This is a genomic window from Streptomyces sp. NPDC052496, assembly GCF_040679095.1.
GTDB lineage: Bacteria > Actinomycetota > Actinomycetes > Streptomycetales > Streptomycetaceae > Streptomyces.
Genome location: NZ_JBFAUH010000006.1, coordinates 72228 through 91702 on the forward strand (window position 1 = coordinate 72228; position 19475 = coordinate 91702).

Here is a 19475-nt window from a genome sequence, read left to right on the forward strand (position 1 = left end):
CACCCGCCCGAGGAGTTTCGTGTGAGCTCGAACAACCCCGGCACCGAGACCGGCCGCACGCCCCTGTACGAACTGCGCCACATCGCCGAACCCGGAGCCGCCCGGATATTCGCGAAATGCGAATTCCGTAATCCCACCGGAAGCCACAAGGACCGCGTCTTCTCCTACATGATCGATGAACTGGAGAAAGCGGGTACGATCAGCCCCGGTATGACCTTGGTCGAATGTTCGACCGGAAATGGCGGCGCCGCGCTGTCCCGCGTCGGCGCCCAGCGCGGATACCGCATCGTCATCGTCATGCCGGAGGGCATGACCGAGGAACGCCGGAAACAGATCGCGTCATGGGGCGGAACGGTCGTCGAGACCTCCCCGGACGGCTTCCTGCTGGAGGGCGAGGAGACCGCCCGGCAGTACGTGGCCGGACACCCCGGCAGTCACTTCCTCGACCAGTCCACCAACCAGCTCAACTGGCGCGCCTGGCGCTCCTGCGGCCACGAACTCGTCGCCGATCTGCGCGCGGCGGGCGTGACCCCCGGCCACTTCATCTGCTCCATCGGCACCGGCGGCACCTTCACCGGCATCGCCGACGTCCTCAAGAGCGCCCACCCCGCCCTGCGCACCTGGGCCGTCGAGGTGGACCGCTCGGCCGCCCTGTACGCCAAGCGCAACGGCCTGCCCTTCGAGCACCACAGCCACAACATGATGGGCCTGGGCCCCGGCAAGGTACCGGCCAACCTGCGCGAAGAACTCGTCGACGAGGTCGGACTGATCACCGGCGACGACGGCTGGTCCACCATGAAACGCCTGATCTCCGAGGAGGGCCTGCCCGTCGGCCCCACCGCGGGCGGCAACATCTTCGCGGCCCAGCGGCTGGCCAGGACCCTGCCCCCGGAAGACGTCGTGGTCACCGTGCTGTTCGACTCCGCCTGGAAGTACCTCAGCATCTGGGACGGCCGCTACGAGCAGTACGGGACGGGGACCGGCTCATGAGCACCGGACACCCGTCCACGGCGGAGCCGGACCTCGCGGCGCGCCTGGCCGCCGTCACCGGCCGCCTCCACCGGGCCTGCGCGGCGGCCGGGGTGCCGTCCCGAGACGTACGGTTCGTCGCCGTCAGCAAGTTCCACGGCCCGCCCGCGCTCAGCGCCGCCCTGGAAGCCGGGCAGCGCGACTTCGGCGAGAGCCGGGTGCAGGAGGTGCAGAACAAGTGGCCACCGCTGCGCGAGCGCTACCCGGACACGGTCCTCCACCTCATCGGCCCGCTCCAGACCAACAAGGCCACCGCGGCCGTCCGCGCCTTCGACGTCCTGCACAGCGTGGACCGGCCGCGCCTCGCCGCCGCCCTGGCCACCGCCATGGAGCGCACCGGACGCCGCCCGGACTGCTTCGTCCAGGTCAACACCGGCGACGAAGCGCACAAGAGCGGCGTGCCCGTCGCCGGGGCGCCGGCGTTCGTCAAGGAGTGCGTGGACACCTACGGCCTGCCCGTCGTCGGCCTGATGTGCATCCCGCCCTACGGAGGCGACCCCCGCCCGCACTTCCGGACGCTGCGCGCGCTGGCCGCCGCGTCCGGCCTGCGGCAGCTCAGCATGGGCATGAGCGCCGACTTCGAGACCGCGGTGGCCGAAGGCGCGACCACGGTGCGGGTCGGCGAGGCGGTCTTCGGCCCGCGCCCGCGGGCCTGAGGAGGCGCAGTGACCGCGCTGTTCGTCTTCAGCCTGTTCTCCGCCCTGGTGGACGTCTTCGCCTCCGAACGCCTGCAGCACGTGGATCCGGGGAGCGTGGCGGCGGTCGCCTTCACCCTCACCGGAGCGTTCTTCTGCCTGCTCACCGCCGTCCGGCTGCGCCCGGCCCGGCTGCTGGCCGTCGTCCGGGCGCACGCCGCCGACCTCCTCGTGCTGAACATCACCACCGCCGTGACCTGGCTGACCCTCCTGTACGCCCTCAAGCTCATGGAACCGGCCGTCACCAACGTCGTCTCGATAGCCATCGGCCCCGCCTTCACCGTCCTCCTCCAGGCCCTGTGGTGGAAACGGGACCGCGTACTGCCCGGCGAGATCCTCTCCGCGGCCGGCATCCTGCTCACCCTCGGCGGGCTGGTCTGGGCGTCACTGGACGGCCGCAGCGGCGTGGGCGACCGCGCCGCCCTGGCCATGACGCTGGGCCTGTGCGCCGCGGTCGCCTCCGGCGCCGGCGGGGCCGCCAACGTCGTCTTCTCCGCCCGCCTGGGCGCGGCCGGCGTGGACGTATCCACCGTGATGGGCCTGCGGTTCGGCCTGGTGGCGGCGGTCGGCTGGACCCTGGCGTCCTTCTCCGGGGCCGAACAGCTGGGCCGGGCGCTGGTGCCCGGCGCGGTGGTGGCCGTCATCGGCGTCTCGATCCCCGCCTATCTGGTGCAGATCGGGGTGCGCAAGGTGACCCCGATGACCGCCTCCATGATCTGCGCGCTGGCCCCCGCCATGACCCTCCTCGTCCAGCTGGCCGACTCCCGGCTGACGTTCTCGGTGCCGTCGACCCTCGGCATCGCCGTGATCACCGTCTTCATCGCGATCGGGCTGCTGGCCCGCCGGGGCGCGCCCCCGGCCGCGGTGGCGCAGGAAAGCAGGCTCCATGCAGTGTCTGATCGTTGACGCCTACTCCAGCGGCCGGTTCCTGCCCGCCGCCCTGGCCGAACTCGGCGTCAAGTGTGTCCATGTGCAGAGCTCCCCGGCCCTGCCCGACTACCTTCTGCGGGCCTTCCCGCAGGGGGCGTTCACCGAGTCCCTGGTGTACGACGGCGACCTGGAGGCGCTGCTGGACGCGGTCCGCCCGGCCGCCCCCGCCTTCGTCCTGCCCGGCAACGAGAGCGGCGTCGACCTCGCCGACACCCTCGCGCACCGCCTCGGCCTGCCCGGCAACGCCCCGGACGAGCGGCGGGTGCGGCGCGACAAGTACGACATGGCCATGGCCGTACGGGCCGGCGGCCTGCGCGCCCCCGACACCCTGCGCACCTCGCGCTTCGACACCGCCCTCGCCTGGGCGCGGGCACACGGCCGCTGGCCGCTGGTGGTCAAACCGGCCGACAGCGCGGGCACCGACAACGTCTTCTTCTGCGCCGACCCGGTCGAACTGTGCACCTCTTTCGGCCACATCCTCAGCTCCTCCAACATCCAGGGGAACCGCAACCGGACCGTCGTCCTCCAGGAACACCTGACGGGCACCGAGTACTTCGCCAACACCGTCAGCGTCGACGGCCGCCACCACATCGCCGAGATCTGGCGCTACCACAAGCGGCGCGGCCGCAGCGGGGCGGCGATCTACGACTACGAGGAGCCGCTGACCGCGCGGGATCCGGCGGCCACCGCCCTCGCGCCGTACCTCCTGGGCGTCCTGGACGCGCTCGGCGTACGCAACGGGCCCGCCCACTCCGAGGTCATGCTGACCGACGAGGGGCCCGTCCTGATCGAGACCGGCGCCCGGCTGGCCGGCAGCATCCTGCCGCACGTGGTCAGCCGCTGCTTCGGCACCAACCACGTGGAGCTGACCGCCCTCGCCGGCAGCGACCCGGCCGCCTTCGCCGCCCGTACCGCGATCCCGGCCGAGCCGCGCACCAGGCTGCGCTACGTCTCGCTGATCTCCCCGTTCGCGGGGCGCCTGACGTCCCTGGACGGCTTCGAGCGGCTGCGTGAGCTGCCGTCGTACGCCGATCACCACCTCGGCGTACGGGCCGGTGACTTCCTCAGCCCCACCGTGGACTCGGCGACGTCACCCGGCGTCTGCTACCTCCTGCACGACGACGAGCAGCAGATCGAGACGGACTACCGGCGGCTGCGCGCGCTGGAACTCCAGGAGACGGACGGGCTGTACGAGGTGCGGCGGGAACGCTGACGGGACTCGGGGACGGGGGCCGGGAGCGGGGGCGGGGCCGCGGGCCCTGGCGGGCTCACAGGCCGAGCTGGGCGTCCAGCGCCTTGGCCACCGCGTCCTTGTCCCCGTCCAGCTCGACATCGGCCGCCGTCTGCCGCCCGAACGCGAACAGGAGCAGCTCACCGGGCTCCCCGGTGACCGTGACGACCGGCGCGCCCCGGTGCGCGACCGCCGTCCGGCCGTCCGGGCGGCGCAGCACCAGACCCACCGGCGACTTGCGCCCCAGCAGCCGCGCCATCTTCTCCAGACGCGACCACAGCGCGTCCGCGAAGACCGGGTCCGGCTCGCGCGGCGTGAAGTCCGGCCGCGCCCGCCGCACGTCCTCGGCGTGGATGTAGAACTCGACGGTGTTGGCCGCCTCGTCGATCTGCTTGAGCGCGTACGGCGACAGCCGGGGCGGGCCGGTCCGGATGAGCCGCAGCAGCTCGTCGTACGGCTTGGCCGCGAACTCCCGCTGCACCCGCTCCAGGCGGCCGGCCAGCGGCTTGACGACCAGGCCCCCGGCCGCGTCCGCACGCCGCTCGCGCACCACCACGTGCGCGGCGAGGTCCCGGGTGGCCCAGCCCTCGCACAGCGTCGGCGCGTCGGGACCGGCGCCCTCCAACAGGTCGGCAAGGAGCAGCCGTTCACGCTTCGCATGGGTCGACATACGCCCAGCCTACGACCGGGGCCCGGCGGGTGCCACGGCGCCACGCGTCGGCGGGCGGTGGCTTGGTCGTCGTATGCGGGCGGTTTTCGGCCGTATGCGGTCGGTCCGGGGTCGTATGCGGTAGGTCCGGGGGCGTGCGGGGTCGGTCCGGGGCGCATGCGGTAGGTCCGGGGGCGTACGCGGCCGGTCCGTGGCCGTATGTGGTCGGTCTGGGTCGTATGTGGTCGGTCCGGGATCGTGCGCGCCGGTTCGCGGCCGTACGCGGTCGGTTCCGTGGCCGTATGTGATCAGCTCCGCAGCAGCAGGACGACGGCGACCAGCAGACCGGCGGCGAAGACCGCGAGCAGTACCGCCACCGCGACCTTCGCCGTGCGGTCGGCGTCCGGAGGCGGCGGCTGGCGGGTCATGGATGCAGGATGCCGTACGCCACCGGGCCCGCGCGCGCCGCCGCGTGCCACCGGCACCGGCCGCGCGGGGACCACCGGGCGCACCGGCCGCCCGCGGAGCGCCCGGCGCACCCCCTGCCCGGCACACGGCACAATGGACCCATGAGCAGCCGTGTCCTGGATTCCCAGCTCGACCCGGCCGTCGCCGCCCGCCTCAAGCGGGACGCCGACGGTCTGGTCCCCGCCATCGCCCAGCAGTACGACACCGGCGAGGTGCTGATGCTCGGCTGGATGGACGACGAGGCGCTGCACCGCACGCTCACCACCGGCCGCTGCACGTACTGGAGCCGCAGCCGCCAGGAATACTGGGTCAAGGGCGACACGTCCGGACACGTCCAGCACGTGAAGTCCGTAGCCCTGGACTGCGACGCGGACACGGTCCTGATCAAGGTCGACCAGGTCGGCGCCGCCTGCCACACCGGAGCCCGGACCTGCTTCGATGAGGATGTGCTCATCGAAGGGCAGTAGGCTCCGCGCCATGACCTCGGGAACCACCGGCACCGCCACACCGGACCTGGACACTTTCCGTACGCTCGCGAAGGACCGCCGGGTCATCCCCGTCACCCGGCGCCTGCTCGCCGACGGCGACACCCCGGTGGGCCTCTACCGCAAGCTGGCCGCCGAACGCCCGGGCACCTTCCTGCTCGAATCGGCCGAGAACGGCCGTACCTGGTCCCGGTATTCCTTCATCGGCGTACGCAGCGCCGCCACGTTGACCGTGCGCGACGGGCAGGCCCACTGGCTGGGCACCCCGCCGGTCGGCGTGCCCACCGAGGGCGACCCGCTCGCCGCGCTGCGCGCCACCGTCGAGACCCTGCACACCCCCAGGGACCTCATCGAGGGCCAGGGCCTGCCGCCCTTCACCGGCGGCATGGTCGGCTACCTCGGTTACGACATCGTGCGCCGGCTGGAGAAGATCGGCGACAGCACCACGGACGACCTCGGGCTGCCCGAACTGACCATGCTGCTCACCTCCGACCTGGCCGTACTGGACCACTGGAACGGCACGGTCCTGCTGATCGCCAACGCCATCAACCACAACGACCTGGACACGGGCGTGGACGAGGCGTACGCGGACGCCGTGGCCCGCCTGGACACCATGGCCTACGACCTGGCCCGCCCGGCCCCCGCGAGCGCCGCGGCCCTGCCGCCCTCCGAACTTCCGCCGTACACGGCGAAGTGGGGCGGTGCGTCCTACCAGGAGGCGGTCGAGACCGTGAAGGAGCGCATCCGCGCGGGCGACGCCTTCCAGGTCGTACCGTCCCAGCGCTTCGAAACCGCCTGCACCGCCTCCGCGTTGGACGTCTACCGGGTGCTGCGCGCCACCAACCCCAGCCCGTACATGTACCTGCTCCGCTTCGAGGACGGCGTCGACATCGTCGGCTCCAGTCCCGAGGCGCTGGTCAAGGTCGAGAACGGGCAGGCCACGCTGCACCCCATCGCGGGCACCCGGCCGCGCGGCGCGACCGTTCCCGAGGACCAGGCCCTCGCCGACGAGCTGATGGCCGACCCCAAGGAGCGCGCCGAGCACCTGATGCTCGTCGACCTCGGCCGCAACGACCTGGGCCGGGTCTGCGAACCCGGCAGCGTCGAGGTCGTCGACTTCATGTCCGTCGAGCGCTACAGCCACGTCATGCACATCGTCTCCACGGTGACCGGCCGCCTGGCGCCCGGCCGCAGCGCCTTCGACGTGCTGACCGCCTGCTTCCCCGCGGGCACCCTCTCCGGCGCCCCCAAGCCGCGCGCGATGCAGATCATCGAGGAGCTGGAGCCGTCCCGGCGCGGCCTGTACGGCGGCTGCGTCGGCTATCTCGACTTCGCTGGCGACTCCGACACGGCCATCGCGATCCGTACGGCGCTGCTGCGGGACGGCACCGCGTACGTCCAGGCCGGCGCGGGCGTCGTCGCGGACTCCGACCCGGTGGCGGAGGACACGGAGTGCCGCAACAAGGCGGCGGCGGTGCTGCGGGCGGTGCACACGGCCAACGGGCTGGGGGCCTGAGGGAGCCGGCGAGCCGGAGCCTGAGCAGGGTCTTTCCGGGGCCGGGGGACCGCGGGCGGGAAGCGCGCGCGCCGCCTCCGTACAGTGGTAGGCGTGACTGCCGTAGACCACCCCCGCACCGGCGCGAGCGCGTCGCCGTCGTCTCCGCCGGCCAGGCCCGCGCGCAGCGGCAAGAGCCTGGCCCTGGCGCTGATCGCCGGCGCGGCCGGCGCCGCCGTCGTGCTGCTGGCCTCCGGCCGCACCTGGGCCAAGGCCACCGCCGTCGTCGCCCAGGGGCAGCTGCCGCAGACCGCCTCGGGCCAGGACGTGTCGGGCGTGCCCGGCGCGCTCGCCATCGTCGGGCTCGCCGCCCTGGTGGCCCTCTTCGCCGTACGCGGGGCGGGCCGCACGGCGGTCGCCGTGCTGCTCACCCTCAGCGGCCTGGGCGCCGTCGTCGGCGCGTACCTCGGCATCTCCGACACCGCGGCGCTCCGCGCGAAGGCGGCCACCGCGACCGGGCTCTCCGACGCCGGCGTGCAGGACGTCTCGCACACCTTCTGGCCCTGGGCGGCGGTCGTCGGCGGCCTCCTGCTGGCGGTCGCGGGCGTGCTGGCACTGCTGTACGGGCGCTACTGGCCCGCGATGTCCGGGCGCTACGAGCGCGCCGGGGCGGCCCCCCGCGGCCCGCGCCGCTCCGCCGCCGCCGACCCGGACCGCCCGGAAGAGATGTGGAAGTCCCTGGACCGGGGTGAGGACCCGACCCGGTAGTGGCCGCGCCCCGGCCATCGGGGACAATGGACCGCGAGGGATCACCGCGCCCCGACTCAGGCGCGAAAAAAGCTACGAGGAGCACTCATGTCGAGCAGTGGCCACGGACACACTCCCGCCGCCTGGACCGGCGTCATCATCTCGTTCATCGGCTTCTGCGTCGCCGGCGCCTTCACCGTGCTGGCGAACGTCCCCGGGTTCTGGGCCGGCATCGTCCTGATCGGTCTGGGCGCCGTCGCGGGTGGCGTGCTGCGCGCGATGGGCATGGGGCAGAACGGCCACAAGGGCAGCACGGCCCGCAGCCAGGCCAAGGCCCGGCCCCAGGAGGGCTGAGTCCCCGCCGGGCCCGGCCCGGCGACAGCGGATCCTACGACGGCGCGGCCCTGCGGCCCGTACGGAGAGGTGCCCCGGAGGCATCACCCGTATGGAGGCCCGGGGGCGCGCTGTTGTGTGTTCGGGGGGCTGCTTGCCCGTGGGCTGTTGGGTGGGGCGGTGGGTCGTTGGGCCGGTGGGCCGGTGGGTGGCTGGGGCGGTGGGTCGTTGGGCCGGTGGGCCGGTGGGTGGCTGGGCCGGTGGGTCGTTGGGCCGGTGGGTCGTTGGGCCGGTGGGTGGCTGGATGGCTGGGCCGGTGGGCCGTCGGGCCGGTGGGGCGTTCGGTCGTCCGTACGGCGGCCCGTGGGCTGCGGCCCTGCCCGTACGGCAGCACAATCGCCACGTGAGTGAACCTGCGGCTCCGGCCGGTGGCGGGCCGGTCCCGGTGGCCGGGACCGGCCACCGGCCCGTTCGCCCGCGCCCCGCCCACGGCCTCGTCCGGCGGCTGGCGGCGCCGCTCGGCGTGCTGGCGGCCGTCGTCGCCTCCTTCGCCTTCGTGGGGGTGGTCGACCCCAACGAGCCCGGTCACTACCCGGCCTGCCCCCTGCTCGCGCTCACCGGCACCTACTGCCCGGCCTGCGGCGGACTGCGCAGCGCGCACGCCGTCGCGCACGGCGACCTTGCCACGGCCGCCGGAGCCAACCTCCTGGCGGTCGCCGGTTACGCGGCTTTCTCGCTCTTCTGGACGGCCTGGGCCGTACGGGCGGCCCGCGGACTCCCGACGGCGGGCCCGCGGCCGCGAGCGGGGCACTGGTGGGCGCTGGGCGGGCTGCTGCTGGCCTTCATGGTCGTACGCAATCTCCCGTCGGGGGAATGGCTGACTCCGTAAAGGAGAGCGCGCCCGGGCAGCCGGGCCGAGCCGCCGGGCGAGCTGTGGATCACGGGTGACGCGACCCCGCCACAGCACCCACAAACCCTTCCCGACCTGCGGCTTCATCGCCCGATGGCCGACCTTTCCGTCCACCTGGTGGGACCGCCGTCAACCGGATGTGAGACCTTTGCCCCTCGACGGATACCATCGGAGAGCCTGACGGGGTGAAACTGGCCCGGAGGGCGACTGTCACCCTCCACCGCTCAAGAAGGAGGCCGCTCGCGTGAGTGTGCTCGACGAGATCATCGAGGGAGTCCGCGCCGACCTTGCCGAGCGGCAGGCGCGTGTCGGCCTCGACGAGCTCAAGGAGCGGGCCCTCAAGGCGCGCCCGGCCAAGGACGGCGTCGCGGCCCTCAAGGGCGACAGCGTCACGGTGATCTGCGAGGTCAAGCGCTCCAGCCCCTCCAAGGGCGCGCTCGCCGCCATCGCCGACCCGGCCGGCCTCGCCGCCGATTACGAGGCGGGTGGCGCGGCGGTCATCTCCGTGCTGACGGAGCAGCGGAAGTTCGGCGGTTCGCTCGCCGACCTGGAGGCCGTACGGGCCCGGGTCGACATCCCCGTCCTGCGCAAGGACTTCATCGTCACCGCCTACCAGCTGTGGGAGGCCCGCGCGTACGGCGCCGACCTGGCCCTGCTGATCGTCGCCGCGCTGGAGCAGGAGGCACTGGTCTCGCTGATCGAGCGGGCCGAGTCGATCGGGCTGACGCCGCTGGTCGAGGTGCACGACGAGGAAGAGGTCCAGCGGGCCGTGGACGCCGGTGCGCGGATCATCGGGGTCAACGCCCGGAACCTGAAGACCCTTGAGGTCGACCGCGGGAACTTCGCGCGCATCGCGCCGGAGATCCCGGACCACATCGTCAAGATCGCCGAGTCCGGTGTGCGCGGACCGCACGACCTGATCGCCTACGCCAACGAGGGCGCCGACGCGGTGCTGGTGGGCGAGTCGCTGGTCACCGGCAAGGACCCGAAGACCGCCGTCGCCGACCTGGTCGCGGCCGGTTCCCATCCCGCCATCCGGCACGGACGGGGCTGACCCCGCACCATGACCGCCACCCGCCCCCACCGCCCCGGCCCGGGATCCCTCCCGGGGCCGGCCGGCGTGCTCGCCGCGGCCGGTGCCGCGCGCGATCCGCACGCGGCGCTGGGGCGTGGGTGCCGGCCGCGTGGCTGCCGGGCGCCGGCGCGCCGGGTGCGCGGCCGGCGGGTCAGGTACCACATCGGCGCGGAGCCGGGCCAGATCAACGGCCGGCGATGGCGTCGGTACGGCGCGCTGTAGCCGCTCGTTGCCGAGTGTGGGTGATTGATCCCCGTACGGGGGTCTCGCCCCTTGTGTCGGCTCGTTCTCGCCTTGTCGGCCTGTGTGCCGTTCCGTCCCGTCCCCTGCCCTCGTGGTCAGGTGCCCGGACGGGGCGCCGCAAGGCCGTGGCCCGTGCAGCGCTCCTCAGTCCCCGCCCTGCCGCCGGCTCGCCGTACGCGCGACCGGCGCCCGGGGCCGGCGGGACGCACCGCACACCGTGATGCCCGTATGCCCGCACTTCCGGGGCGCGAGCCCCGTATCGAGGAGTACGTCGGATGTCTTCTGACTTCTTCATCCCGGACCCGGAGGGTCAGGTCCCGAACGCCGGAGGCTACTTCGGTGACTTCGGCGGCAAGTTCATCCCCGAGGCGCTGGTCGCCGCGGTGGACGAGGTGGCCGCCGAGTACGAGAAGGCCAAGGCGGACCCGGCCTTCGCCGCCGAACTGAACGACCTGATGGTCAACTACACCGGCCGGCCCAGCGCCCTGACCGAGGTGCCGCGGTTCGCCGAACACGCCGGTGGTGCCCGGATCTTCCTCAAGCGCGAGGACCTGAACCACACCGGCTCGCACAAGATCAACAACGTGCTGGGCCAGGCGCTGCTCACCAAGCGCATGGGCAAGACCCGCGTCATCGCCGAGACCGGCGCCGGCCAGCACGGCGTGGCCACCGCCACCGCCTGCGCCCTCTTCGGCCTCGAATGCACCATCTACATGGGGGAGATCGACACCGAGCGGCAGGCCCTGAACGTCGCCCGGATGCGGATGCTCGGCGCCGAGGTCATCGCCGTGAAGTCCGGCAGCCGCACCCTCAAGGACGCCATCAACGAGGCGTTCCGCGACTGGGTCGCCAACGTCGACCGCACCCACTACCTCTTCGGCACGGTCGCCGGACCGCACCCCTTCCCGGCCCTGGTCCGCGACTTCCACCGGGTCATCGGCGTCGAGGCGCGCCGCCAGATCCTGGAGCGCGCCGGGCGCCTCCCGGACGCCGCGGTGGCCTGCGTCGGCGGCGGCTCGAACGCCATCGGCCTCTTCCACGCGTTCCTCCAGGACGCCTCCGTACGGCTGGTCGGCTGCGAACCCGGCGGCCACGGCGTCGAGACCGGCGAACACGCCGCCACCCTCACCGAGGGCACCCCCGGCATCCTGCACGGCTCCCGCTCCTACGTCCTCCAGGACGAGGACGGGCAGATCACCGAGCCGTACTCGATCTCCGCGGGCCTGGACTACCCGGGCATCGGCCCGGAGCACTCCTACCTCAAGGACACCGGCCGCGGCGAATACCGCGCCGTCACCGACGACGCGGCCATGCAGGCGCTGCGGCTGCTCTCGCAGACCGAGGGCATCATCCCGGCCATCGAGAGTGCCCACGCACTGGCGGGCGCCCTGGAGATCGGCCGGGACCTGGGCAAGGACGGACTGGTCCTGGTCAACCTCTCCGGACGCGGCGACAAGGACATGGACACCGCGGCCCGGTACTTCGGGCTGTACGGGGCGCCCGCCGACGACGCGGTGGAGGCCGACGACACCGACGCCACGGACACCGCGCTCGGCGCGCACGACGAGGGGAGCAAGTGATGGCGGGCAACGTCGGGCTGCTCAGCAGCACCCTGGCCGCGGCCAAGGAGGAGAACCGGGCCGCGCTGGTCGGATACCTGCCGGCCGGTTTCCCGACCGTCGACGGCGGCGTACGGGCCGTCACCGCGATGATCGAGGGCGGCTGCGACGTCGTCGAGATCGGACTGCCGCACAGCGATCCGGTCCTGGACGGTCCGGTCATCCAGACCGCCGACGACATCGCGCTGCGCGGCGGCGTCAAGATCAAGGACGTCATCCGTACGGTCGGCGAGGTGTACGCGGCGACCGGCGCGCCGGTGCTGTGCATGACGTACTGGAACCCGGTGGACGCGTACCGCGTCGAGCGCTTCGCCGCCGACCTGGCCGCGGTGGGCGGCGCCGGCTGCATCCTGCCCGACCTGCCGGTCGAGGAGTCCGGGGTGTGGCGCGCGGCGGCCGAACAGCACGGCCTGGCCACCGTGTTCGTGGTCGCGCCGAGCAGCCGCGACGAACGCCTCACGAAGATCACCGAAGCGGGCAGCGGTTTCGTGTACGCCGCCTCGCTGATGGGCGTCACCGGAACCCGCGAGTCGGTCGGCCGCGAGGCACAGGACCTGGTGCGGCGCACCCGGGCCACCACCGAACTGCCGGTCTGCGTCGGCCTTGGCGTCTCGAACGCCGAACAGGCCGCCGAGGTGGCGCAGTTCGCGGACGGAGTCATCGTCGGGTCGGCCTTCGTCAAGCGGCTGCTGGACGCCGGCGACGACCTGGAGGCCGGCCTCACGGGCGTCCGCGACCTGGCCGGCGACCTGGCGGCAGGCGTACGCAAGCGCGGCTGACACACGGGCCCGGCGGTGTCTGGGCGGCTCCTCCGGGGCCGGTGGCGTGACTGGTCCTGGAGGGGTGCGCGGTCTTGGAGGGGCGCTCGGTACCGGGGAGGTGGCCGGCCCTGGAAGGGCGTCCGGCTCGGGGAGGGCGTCCAGCTCGGGAAGGGCGTCCGGCTCCGGGAGGGCGTCCGGCTCGGGGAGGGTGGCCGTTCCTGGAGGAGCGCCCGTTCCCGGAGGACGGGCGGGCAGCCTCTTCGGGCGTACGGGCGGACTTTTCGGGCGTACGGGCGGCGCCTTCGGGCCTGCGGACCGCTTTCTCGGGTGGGTGGACCGCCTTTTCGGGTGGGCGCTCGCACGTCTGAGTGGGGGGCCTGCGCGTGTCCGGGCCGGTGTCCGGCAGGGCTGTCCCTCGTTAGGACGAAGAACGCGGCGGAGGGGTGCGAGGGTGCCCCTCCGCTTCGTTGTTCAGGGGCGTGAGCCAGAACAATCAAGACAAAAAGAACAGCGCCCGTGAGCGGCTCCAGGCCCAGCGCGCGAAGGAGAAGGCGCGCGAACGGCGCGGCCGGCAGCTGAAGGTCGCCGGAGCGGTGGTGGCGGTGCTGGCCGTCGCCGGCGGCGTCGGTGTCTGGGCCGCTTCTTCGGGAGGCGATGAATCCGGCAGTGGCAAGGTGGCCCTGCCCAAGGGAACCCAGGACAGCGACAAGCCCGCGGTGCCGGTCGGCAAGAAGGAGGCCCCGTCCACGCTCACGGTGTGGGAGGACTTCCGCTGCCCCGCGTGCGCCCAGTTCGAGAAGGGGTTCCGCGGCGCCATCCACGAGATGGAGGACGCCGGGCTGCTCAAGACCGACTACCACCTCGCGACGATCATCGACGGCAGCATGCAGGGCAAGGGGTCGGTCACCGCCGCCAACGCCGCACTCTGCGCCCAGGACGCGGGCCGCTTCCGCGAGTACCACGACGTGCTCTACGAGAACCAGCCGCCGGAGCAGCAGGACCGCTTCGCCGACAAGAAGTACCTCAAGCAGCTGGCCAAGAAGGTGGACGGGCTGGCCGGTGACACCTTCGACCAGTGCGTCGACAAGGGCACGTACACGGACTTCGTATACAAGTCCAACAGCGCCTTCACCAACTCCGGCTACCGGGGCACCCCGACCGTCCTGCTGAACGGCAAGAACCTCGCGGACGAGAAGAACCTCACCCCCGACGGGCTCAAGCAGAAGGTGCGGGACGCCGCCAAGGACAAGAAGGCGGGCGGCGGGGCCTCCGGGGACAAGCCGTCCGGCGTCAAGGCCGGGAGCGGAAAGACGGAGACCGGGGGCGGCACGGTCGGCGCCTCGGCGGGCAGCGGAACCGGGCACTCGGCGGGCGCGGGCGCCTCGGCCGGCGCGGGACACAGCGCCGGGACCGGTCAGGGCGCCGGTACCGGACACGGCACCGGGGCCGGCCACAGCGCCGGGCAGGGACACAGCGCCGGATCCGGTGCCGGACACACGGGCGGGAGCGGGGAGAGGGTTCCGGCACCGTGAGGAGACGGTCCGGCGCGGCACCGGACCGGACTGGTGCCGCATCGGGCGGGGCCGGAGGGGTGACGGCTCGGTCCGGGCCGCCGCACCGGCCCGGTACCGGGCCCGGCGTGCCCGACCGCCGAGAGTGACGGTCGTTACACAGCCGTAGCCGGGTGGGTTGTCGCCGCGCCCACCTGGCGCGGTAGCGTCATCCCTGCCATGGACCTCGCATTCATTCCCAGCCCCTCCACGGGCGTCGTACACCTCGGCCCGATCCCGCTGCGCGGCTACGCCTTCTGCATCATCATCGGCGTCTTCATCGGCGTCTGGCTCGGCAACAAGCGCTGGATCCAGCGCGGCGGCCGCTCCGGAACCGTCGCGGACATCGCCGTGTGGGCCGTGCCCTTCGGGCTCGTCGGAGGCCGCCTCTATCACGTCATCACGACGTACGAGCCGTACTTCGGCAAGGGCGGCCACCCCCTCAACGCCTTCAAGGTCTGGGAGGGCGGCCTCGGGATCTGGGGCGCCGTCGCGCTCGGCGCGGTGGGTGCCTGGATCGGCTGCCGCCGCCGGGGCATCCCGCTGCCCGCGTACATGGACGCGCTGGCGCCCGGCCTCGCCCTGGGCCAGGCCGTCGGCCGCTGGGGCAACTGGTTCAACCAGGAGCTGTACGGCCGCGCCACCGACCTCCCGTGGGCGCTGAAGATCAGCGACGACCCGTCCATCGGCCGGGTCGGCGGCACCTACCACCCGACGTTCCTGTACGAGTCGCTGTGGTGCATCGGTGTCGCGGTGCTCGTGATCTGGGCGGACAAGCGCTTCAAGCTGGGCCACGGCCGGGCGTTCGCGCTGTACGTCGCCTCCTACTGCGCCGGCCGCGCCTGGATCGAGTACATGCGGGTCGACGAGGCCCACCACATCCTGGGCCTGCGCCTGAACGTGTGGACCGCGCTCATCGGCCTCGTCCTCTCCATCGCCTACATCGTGATCTCGGCAAAGAAGATCCCGGGCCGCGAGGAGGTCGTCGAGCCGGGCGCCCTGGAAGCGGCCGTGGACGGCGCGGAGACGAAGACGGCCGGCGCGGGGACGAAGACGGCCGGCGCGGGGACGAAGACGGCCGGCGCTGGGACCGCGACCGCCGACGGCGACCAGCGCGGCAAGGGCGGCGAGAGCGCCACCGAAGCCAAGAGCGCCACGGAGGCCGAGGACGCCAACAGCACCAAGGACGCCAAGAGCGCCGAGGACACCGAGGACGCTGCCGAGACCGCGGGCAGCGGCAAGGCGAGCGTGGCCAAGGGCGCCGCGAAGCTGACGAAGGACGCCGGGGCCGGGAGCCGGACCGGCAAGGAGTCCTGAGGCACCGCAGCGCACCGCCGAAGCTCGACGGAGGCCGTCCGGACCCAGCGGGGTCGGGGCGGCCGCCGCCGTTTCCGGCGGACTCACTGCTCCTCCCCGAGCCGGGCCCCGCGGGCCGCCAGCGCCAGGACCCGACGGGCGGCGGCGACCACGGCCGGGTCGACGAAGCGGCCGTCGGGCAGGGCGCAGGCACCGGCCCGGCCGACTGCCGCCTGCACCGTCTCCATGGCCCTCTCGACCTCCTCCGCGGTGGGCAGGTAGGCCCGCTCGATCACCGGCAGCTGGCGCGGGTGCAGCGCGGCCCGGCCGAGGAAGCCCAGGGCCCGGCCCCGTGCGCACGACCGTGCCAGCGCCTCGGTGTCATGCAGGGCGGTGAAGACCGACTGCGGCGGAGGCGGCAGCCCGGCCGCGCGGGCGGCGATCACCGTACGGCCGCGAGCCCAGCCCAGCCCGTCCTCGCCCAGCCCGTCCTCGCCCCGCCCGTCCTCGTCCCCGATCCCCGAGCCGTCCTGTATCCCCAACTCGGCCCGCAGGTCGGCCTCGCCCAGGGAGAGGCCACGCAGCGCCGGGTGCGCGGTGGCGACGGCGAAGGCGTTCTCGACGCCGAGGGCGGATTCGAGCAGCGCGTGCAGCGGCGGCACCGCTCCCGCGCCGCCGGAGCCGGCCGCGGACGCCCAGGCCGCGGCGCGCTGGATGTCGGCGGCACTGTCGACCTTGGGCAGCCGCAGCCCGTCCAGCGCGGGGAGGGCCGCGAGGGCCCGGATCTCCGTCGCGGCGTACGGGCCGGTGAGCGCGTTGACCCGGACGTGGAGGGCGGGCCCGGGAGCCGAGCCGGGGGCGGTGCGCCGTCGTGCGGCGAGCAGTTCGGTGGTGGCCCGCAGGGCGTACGGTTTGCGGTCGGCGGGGACCGCGTCCTCCAGGTCGATCACGACCGCGTCGGCCCCGGACGCCAGCGCCTTGGCGACCACCGCCGGACGGTCACCCGGCACGTACAGCCAGGTCAGTGGCGGGACGGCGGGCGCGGCAGCGGCCGGTGCGGTGGCGGCGGTCATACGACACCGTCCGCACGCAGCGCCGCGATCCGCGCCGCGGACAGGCCGAGCAGACCGGACAGCACCGCGTCCGTGTCCGCGCCGTGCGGGCGCCCCGCCCACCGGATGGCGCCGGGCGTCGCGGAGAGGCGGAAGAGGACATTCTGCATCCGGACCGTGCCCAGTTCGTCGTCCGGGACCTCGGTGATCGAACCCAGCGCCCGGTACTGCTCGTTCTCCATCACCCCACGGATGTCGCAGACCGGCGCCACCGCCGCCTCGGCCCGTTCGAACGCGGCCATCACCTCGTCCCGGCCGTGCCGCGCTATCCAGCCGCCCACCGCCGCGTCCAGCTCGTCGGCGTGCTGGGCCCGCCCCGCCCCGGTGGCGAACCAGGGCTCGGAGACGAACTCCGGGTGGCCGACCAGGCGCAGCAGCCGTTCCGCGACGGACCGGGTGGCGGCGGAGACGGCGAGCCAGGCGCCGTCGGCGGTGCGGTAGGTGTTGCGCGGCGCGCTGTTGGCGGAGCGGTTGCCCGTACGGGGCTGTACATGGCCGAGCTGGTCGTACCAGAGGGGCTGCGGACCGAGGACCGTCAGCATCGGCTCGATGATCGCCAGGTCCACGACCTGGCCGCGGCCGGTGCTCTCCCGGCCACGCAGCGCCGCCATGACGGCGTACGCGCAGGTCAGCGCGGTGATGGAGTCGGCGAGTCCGAAGGGCGGCAGCGTCGGAGGCCCGTCCGGCTCACCGGTGAGCGCGGCGAACCCGCTCATCGCCTCGGCGAGGGTGCCGAAACCGGCGCGGTGCGCGTACGGCCCGAACTGGCCGAACCCGGTGACCCGGGCCAGCACCAGCCGCGGATTGACGGCGGTCAGCTCCGCCGGGCCCAGGCCCCACTTCTCCAGGGTGCCCGGGCGGAAGTTCTCGATCACGACGTCCGCGCCGGCGGCCAGTTCGCGCAGGACGTCCTGGCCTCCCGGGGCGGCGAGGTCGAGCGTGACGGTCTTCTTGTTGCGGCCGAGCAGCTTCCACCACAGGCCGACGCCGTCCTTGGCGGGACCGTGCCCGCGGGACGGGTCGGGCCGCCGCGGATGCTCGACCTTGATGACCTCGGCCCCGAAGTCCCCGAGCAGCGTGGCGGCCAGCGGCCCGGCGAACAGCGTGGCCAGGTCGAGTACCCGCAGCCCGGCGAGGGGGCCGGAAGGGGGGACGATCGGGGTGGTTGAGGTGGTTGAGGCGTTTGAGGCGTCTGAGGCGGTGGGAGGGCGGGTCTCGGGTGGTTCCTGGTGCTGCATGGGGTGCCTCGCTTTCTTCGGGTGGTGTGCCGGGTTGGGGGAGAGGTGCGTTCAAGGGCCGGTGTCTCGTGGAGGTCGGCCGGTGGCGCGGGTGTCGGAGGTACGGGAGTCGGTGGTGCGAAGGCCGGAGGTCCGGCTGACGGCCAGTGCGGCGGTGCGGGTGGCGAGCGTGTCGAAACCGATGCCGTTCAGATCGCTGACGGTGGTGGTGAGGCGGTTGTGGAGCGGTTCCGTCCAGCGGGAGGGCAGCGCGTGCGGTGACCCCGCCAGGAGGCCGGCGATCGACCCGGCCGTCGCGCCGTTGGAGTCGGTGTCCCAGCCGCCGGACACCACCCGGCAGACGGAGCCGGAGAAGGCGCCGTCCGCGTGGGTGAGGGCGGCGGCCAGCAGCGCCGCGTTGGGCAGGACGTGCACCCAGTGGTGGTGCCCCAAGGCGCGGTGGAGCCGGTCGACGACGTCCGCGAAACCGGCGTCGGAGCCGGTGGGTTCGTCCTGCGCCGTCTCGATACCGAACCGGACGGCCCTGGCCAGCCGCGACTGCCGCGGTACGACGGCGAGCCCGGCCCGCAGGCAGCCGTGCACGTCCGTGTGCCCGCCCGCCGCCTCCGCGATGGCGGCCGCCGCGAACATCTCCCCGTACACACCGTTGGCCGTATGGGTGAGCGTCGCGTCCCGCCAGGCGGCTGCCGCTGCCGCGGCCGGGTCGCCGGGGCGGGTCCAGCCGAAGACGTCCGCCCTGATCAGCGCGCCGATCCACTCCCGGAAGGGGTTGCGGTAGGAGGCGGTGTGCGGGGGCTCGATCCCGTCCAGGAGGTTGCGGTACGCCACGCGCTCCGCGGTGAACGTCCGGCCCGCGGGCAGCTCGTCGAGCCAGAGCCGGGCCACGTCGGTGGTGCGGAAGCCGTGGCCGTGACGCTGGAGGAGCAGCAGCCCGAGCACCGGGTGGTCGAGGTCGTCGTCCTCGGGCATACCGTCGATGTTCTCGGCCAGCGAGGTGGCACGGCTGTGGGTGTTCCACGAGTAGCGGGCGGCGATCGCCGGGTCCAGGCCGGCCTCGGTGAACCAGGTGCGCAGCGGCCAGTTGCCGGTTCCCCGGGCGAGTGCGCGGATCCCGGCGAGCGGCAGCTTCTCGACCGGCTTGCCGAGCAGACACCCGGCCGCCCGCCCCAGCCAGGCGGCCTCCAGCCGGGGGCGGAGGGAGTCGGGCGGGGCCGCTGTGGGGTGGGTGGACGCGGACCGGGCCCCGGCGGTGGTGACGGAGGCTGGGGCCGGGGCGGGCGTGGACGGCCAGTCGGGGCAGGCCGCTCTGATCGCGGGGAGGTCGGTGGGCTCGTCGTCGGCCGAGGGGGAGGGCAGATCGGCGAGTTCGTCGAGCAGCCGGCCGGCCAGCGCGCGCAGGCCCGGGTCCGCCGGGCGGGGTGAAGCGCCGGACCGGTCGGGAGCGGGGTGGCCGCCCGCCGTGCGCCAGCGGCGTTCGACGGCCGAGGCGTCGCGCCCGTCCTCGGCGGCCTGCCGCAGTTCGTGCCCGATCAGGTCCTCGGGCTGCACCCAGGTCAGGCGCAGGGCTCCGGGCCGCTGGTCCGGGGTCTCGCCCGGCTGCCGGCGCACC

General features: G+C 73.6%; 19 protein-coding genes. 15 read left to right on the plus strand and 4 right to left on the minus strand.

The genetic code is table 11. The features are described 5' to 3' along the window. Nucleotides 1-21: 21 nt before the first annotated feature. The 4 genes from AB0L45_RS10645 to AB0L45_RS10660 are packed head-to-tail and all read left to right on the plus strand — an operon-like array spanning nucleotide 22 to nucleotide 3867. Entirely contained in the window at nucleotides 22-990 is a 969-nt protein-coding gene (locus AB0L45_RS10645; protein ID WP_365838198.1) for a cysteine synthase family protein, read from the plus strand. Continuing rightward, entirely contained in the window at nucleotides 987-1685 is a 699-nt protein-coding gene (locus AB0L45_RS10650; RefSeq protein WP_365838200.1) for a YggS family pyridoxal phosphate-dependent enzyme, read from the plus strand. Before AB0L45_RS10645 ends, AB0L45_RS10650 begins: the two co-directional genes overlap by 4 nt. 9 nt (nucleotides 1686-1694) lie before the next feature. Further along, nucleotides 1695-2630, plus strand: a complete 936-nt coding sequence (locus AB0L45_RS10655; RefSeq protein WP_365838202.1) for an EamA family transporter — start codon at nucleotides 1695-1697, stop codon at nucleotides 2628-2630. Further along, entirely contained in the window at nucleotides 2611-3867 is a 1257-nt protein-coding gene (locus AB0L45_RS10660; RefSeq protein WP_365838204.1) for an ATP-grasp domain-containing protein, read from the plus strand. Before AB0L45_RS10655 ends, AB0L45_RS10660 begins: the two co-directional genes overlap by 20 nt. 55 nt (nucleotides 3868-3922) lie before the next feature. Here the strand turns inward: AB0L45_RS10660 and AB0L45_RS10665 are convergent, their stop codons facing one another. Further along, nucleotides 3923-4555, minus strand: coding sequence for a TIGR03085 family metal-binding protein (locus AB0L45_RS10665; RefSeq protein WP_365838206.1), 633 nt, complete (start codon nucleotides 4553-4555; stop codon nucleotides 3923-3925). A 548-nt stretch (nucleotides 4556-5103) separates the two neighbouring features. On the opposite strand from AB0L45_RS10665, the gene hisI reads away from it, so the two are divergent. From hisI to lgt, 11 genes are all read left to right on the plus strand, one after another. After that, complete coding sequence (hisI, locus tag AB0L45_RS10670; RefSeq protein ID WP_365838208.1) at nucleotides 5104-5469, plus strand: phosphoribosyl-AMP cyclohydrolase; 366 nt, start codon at nucleotides 5104-5106, stop codon at nucleotides 5467-5469. Nucleotides 5470-5479: 10 nt separating this feature from the next. Further along, on the plus strand, nucleotides 5480-7003 hold the full coding sequence (locus AB0L45_RS10675; protein ID WP_365838210.1) for an anthranilate synthase component I: 1524 nt from the start codon (nucleotides 5480-5482) through the stop codon (nucleotides 7001-7003). 93 nt (nucleotides 7004-7096) lie between these two features. Further along, complete coding sequence (locus AB0L45_RS10680; protein ID WP_365838212.1) at nucleotides 7097-7750, plus strand: TIGR02234 family membrane protein; 654 nt, start codon at nucleotides 7097-7099, stop codon at nucleotides 7748-7750. Nucleotides 7751-7837: 87 nt separating this feature from the next. After that, a complete protein-coding gene (locus AB0L45_RS10685; RefSeq protein ID WP_365838214.1) occupies nucleotides 7838-8083 on the plus strand; it encodes an HGxxPAAW family protein in 246 nt (81 codons plus the stop codon). A 424-nt stretch (nucleotides 8084-8507) separates the two neighbouring features. Beyond that, the gene (locus AB0L45_RS10690) at nucleotides 8508-8951 is read left to right on the plus strand and encodes a DUF2752 domain-containing protein (RefSeq protein WP_365838567.1); all 444 of its coding nucleotides are present in this window, start codon (nucleotides 8508-8510) and stop codon (nucleotides 8949-8951) included. Between the two features lie 265 nt (nucleotides 8952-9216). After that, on the plus strand, nucleotides 9217-10026 hold the full coding sequence (gene trpC / locus AB0L45_RS10695) for an indole-3-glycerol phosphate synthase TrpC (RefSeq protein ID WP_365838216.1): 810 nt from the start codon (nucleotides 9217-9219) through the stop codon (nucleotides 10024-10026). A 9-nt stretch (nucleotides 10027-10035) separates the two neighbouring features. Further along, nucleotides 10036-10269, plus strand: coding sequence for a tryptophan synthase subunit(beta) (locus AB0L45_RS10700; RefSeq protein WP_365838218.1), 234 nt, complete (start codon nucleotides 10036-10038; stop codon nucleotides 10267-10269). A gap of 296 nt (nucleotides 10270-10565) precedes the next feature. Beyond that, nucleotides 10566-11870: a tryptophan synthase subunit beta gene (gene trpB, locus AB0L45_RS10705; protein ID WP_365838220.1), complete on the plus strand. Its 1305-nt coding sequence runs from the start codon at nucleotides 10566-10568 to the stop codon at nucleotides 11868-11870. Then, nucleotides 11870-12688, plus strand: a complete 819-nt coding sequence (trpA, locus tag AB0L45_RS10710) for a tryptophan synthase subunit alpha (protein ID WP_365838222.1) — start codon at nucleotides 11870-11872, stop codon at nucleotides 12686-12688. The genes trpB and trpA overlap by 1 nt, the downstream gene beginning before the upstream one ends. Before the next feature lie 461 nt (nucleotides 12689-13149). Continuing rightward, nucleotides 13150-14202, plus strand: coding sequence for a thioredoxin domain-containing protein (locus AB0L45_RS10715; protein WP_365838224.1), 1053 nt, complete (start codon nucleotides 13150-13152; stop codon nucleotides 14200-14202). A gap of 198 nt (nucleotides 14203-14400) precedes the next feature. Further along, the gene (gene lgt, locus AB0L45_RS10720; protein WP_365838225.1) at nucleotides 14401-15537 is read left to right on the plus strand and encodes a prolipoprotein diacylglyceryl transferase; all 1137 of its coding nucleotides are present in this window, start codon (nucleotides 14401-14403) and stop codon (nucleotides 15535-15537) included. Nucleotides 15538-15620: 83 nt separating this feature from the next. On the opposite strand, the gene AB0L45_RS10725 is transcribed toward lgt, so the two are convergent. The 3 genes from AB0L45_RS10725 to AB0L45_RS10735 are packed head-to-tail and all read right to left on the minus strand — an operon-like array spanning nucleotide 15621 to nucleotide 19474. Further along, nucleotides 15621-16589 carry a CoA ester lyase gene (locus AB0L45_RS10725; RefSeq protein ID WP_365838227.1) on the minus strand — a complete coding sequence of 323 codons (969 nt, stop codon included), beginning with the start codon at nucleotides 16587-16589 and terminating at the stop codon, nucleotides 15621-15623. Then, nucleotides 16586-17866: a CoA transferase gene (locus AB0L45_RS10730; RefSeq protein ID WP_365838229.1), complete on the minus strand. Its 1281-nt coding sequence runs from the start codon at nucleotides 17864-17866 to the stop codon at nucleotides 16586-16588. The genes AB0L45_RS10725 and AB0L45_RS10730 overlap by 4 nt, the downstream gene beginning before the upstream one ends. A 51-nt stretch (nucleotides 17867-17917) precedes the next feature. Next, nucleotides 17918-19474 (minus strand): ADP-ribosylglycohydrolase family protein, encoded by a 1557-nt coding sequence (locus AB0L45_RS10735; protein WP_365838569.1) that lies wholly within the window; start codon nucleotides 19472-19474, stop codon nucleotides 17918-17920. Nucleotide 19475: the final 1 nt, after the last annotated feature.

Coding starts and splice junctions, on each gene's coding strand:
- AB0L45_RS10675 (WP_365838210.1), top strand. CDS start 5,480: ATGACCTCGGGAACCACCGGCACCGCCACACCGGACCTGGACACTTTC.
- AB0L45_RS10660 (WP_365838204.1), top strand. CDS start 2,611: ATGCAGTGTCTGATCGTTGACGCCTACTCCAGCGGCCGGTTCCTGCCC.
- lgt (WP_365838225.1), top strand. CDS start 14,401: ATGGACCTCGCATTCATTCCCAGCCCCTCCACGGGCGTCGTACACCTC.
- AB0L45_RS10665 (WP_365838206.1), bottom strand. CDS start 4,555: ATGTCGACCCATGCGAAGCGTGAACGGCTGCTCCTTGCCGACCTGTTG.
- hisI (WP_365838208.1), top strand. CDS start 5,104: ATGAGCAGCCGTGTCCTGGATTCCCAGCTCGACCCGGCCGTCGCCGCC.
- AB0L45_RS10730 (WP_365838229.1), bottom strand. CDS start 17,866: ATGCAGCACCAGGAACCACCCGAGACCCGCCCTCCCACCGCCTCAGAC.
- AB0L45_RS10650 (WP_365838200.1), top strand. CDS start 987: ATGAGCACCGGACACCCGTCCACGGCGGAGCCGGACCTCGCGGCGCGC.
- trpA (WP_365838222.1), top strand. CDS start 11,870: ATGGCGGGCAACGTCGGGCTGCTCAGCAGCACCCTGGCCGCGGCCAAG.
- AB0L45_RS10725 (WP_365838227.1), bottom strand. CDS start 16,589: ATGACCGCCGCCACCGCACCGGCCGCTGCCGCGCCCGCCGTCCCGCCA.
- AB0L45_RS10700 (WP_365838218.1), top strand. CDS start 10,036: ATGACCGCCACCCGCCCCCACCGCCCCGGCCCGGGATCCCTCCCGGGG.
- trpB (WP_365838220.1), top strand. CDS start 10,566: ATGTCTTCTGACTTCTTCATCCCGGACCCGGAGGGTCAGGTCCCGAAC.
- AB0L45_RS10685 (WP_365838214.1), top strand. CDS start 7,838: ATGTCGAGCAGTGGCCACGGACACACTCCCGCCGCCTGGACCGGCGTC.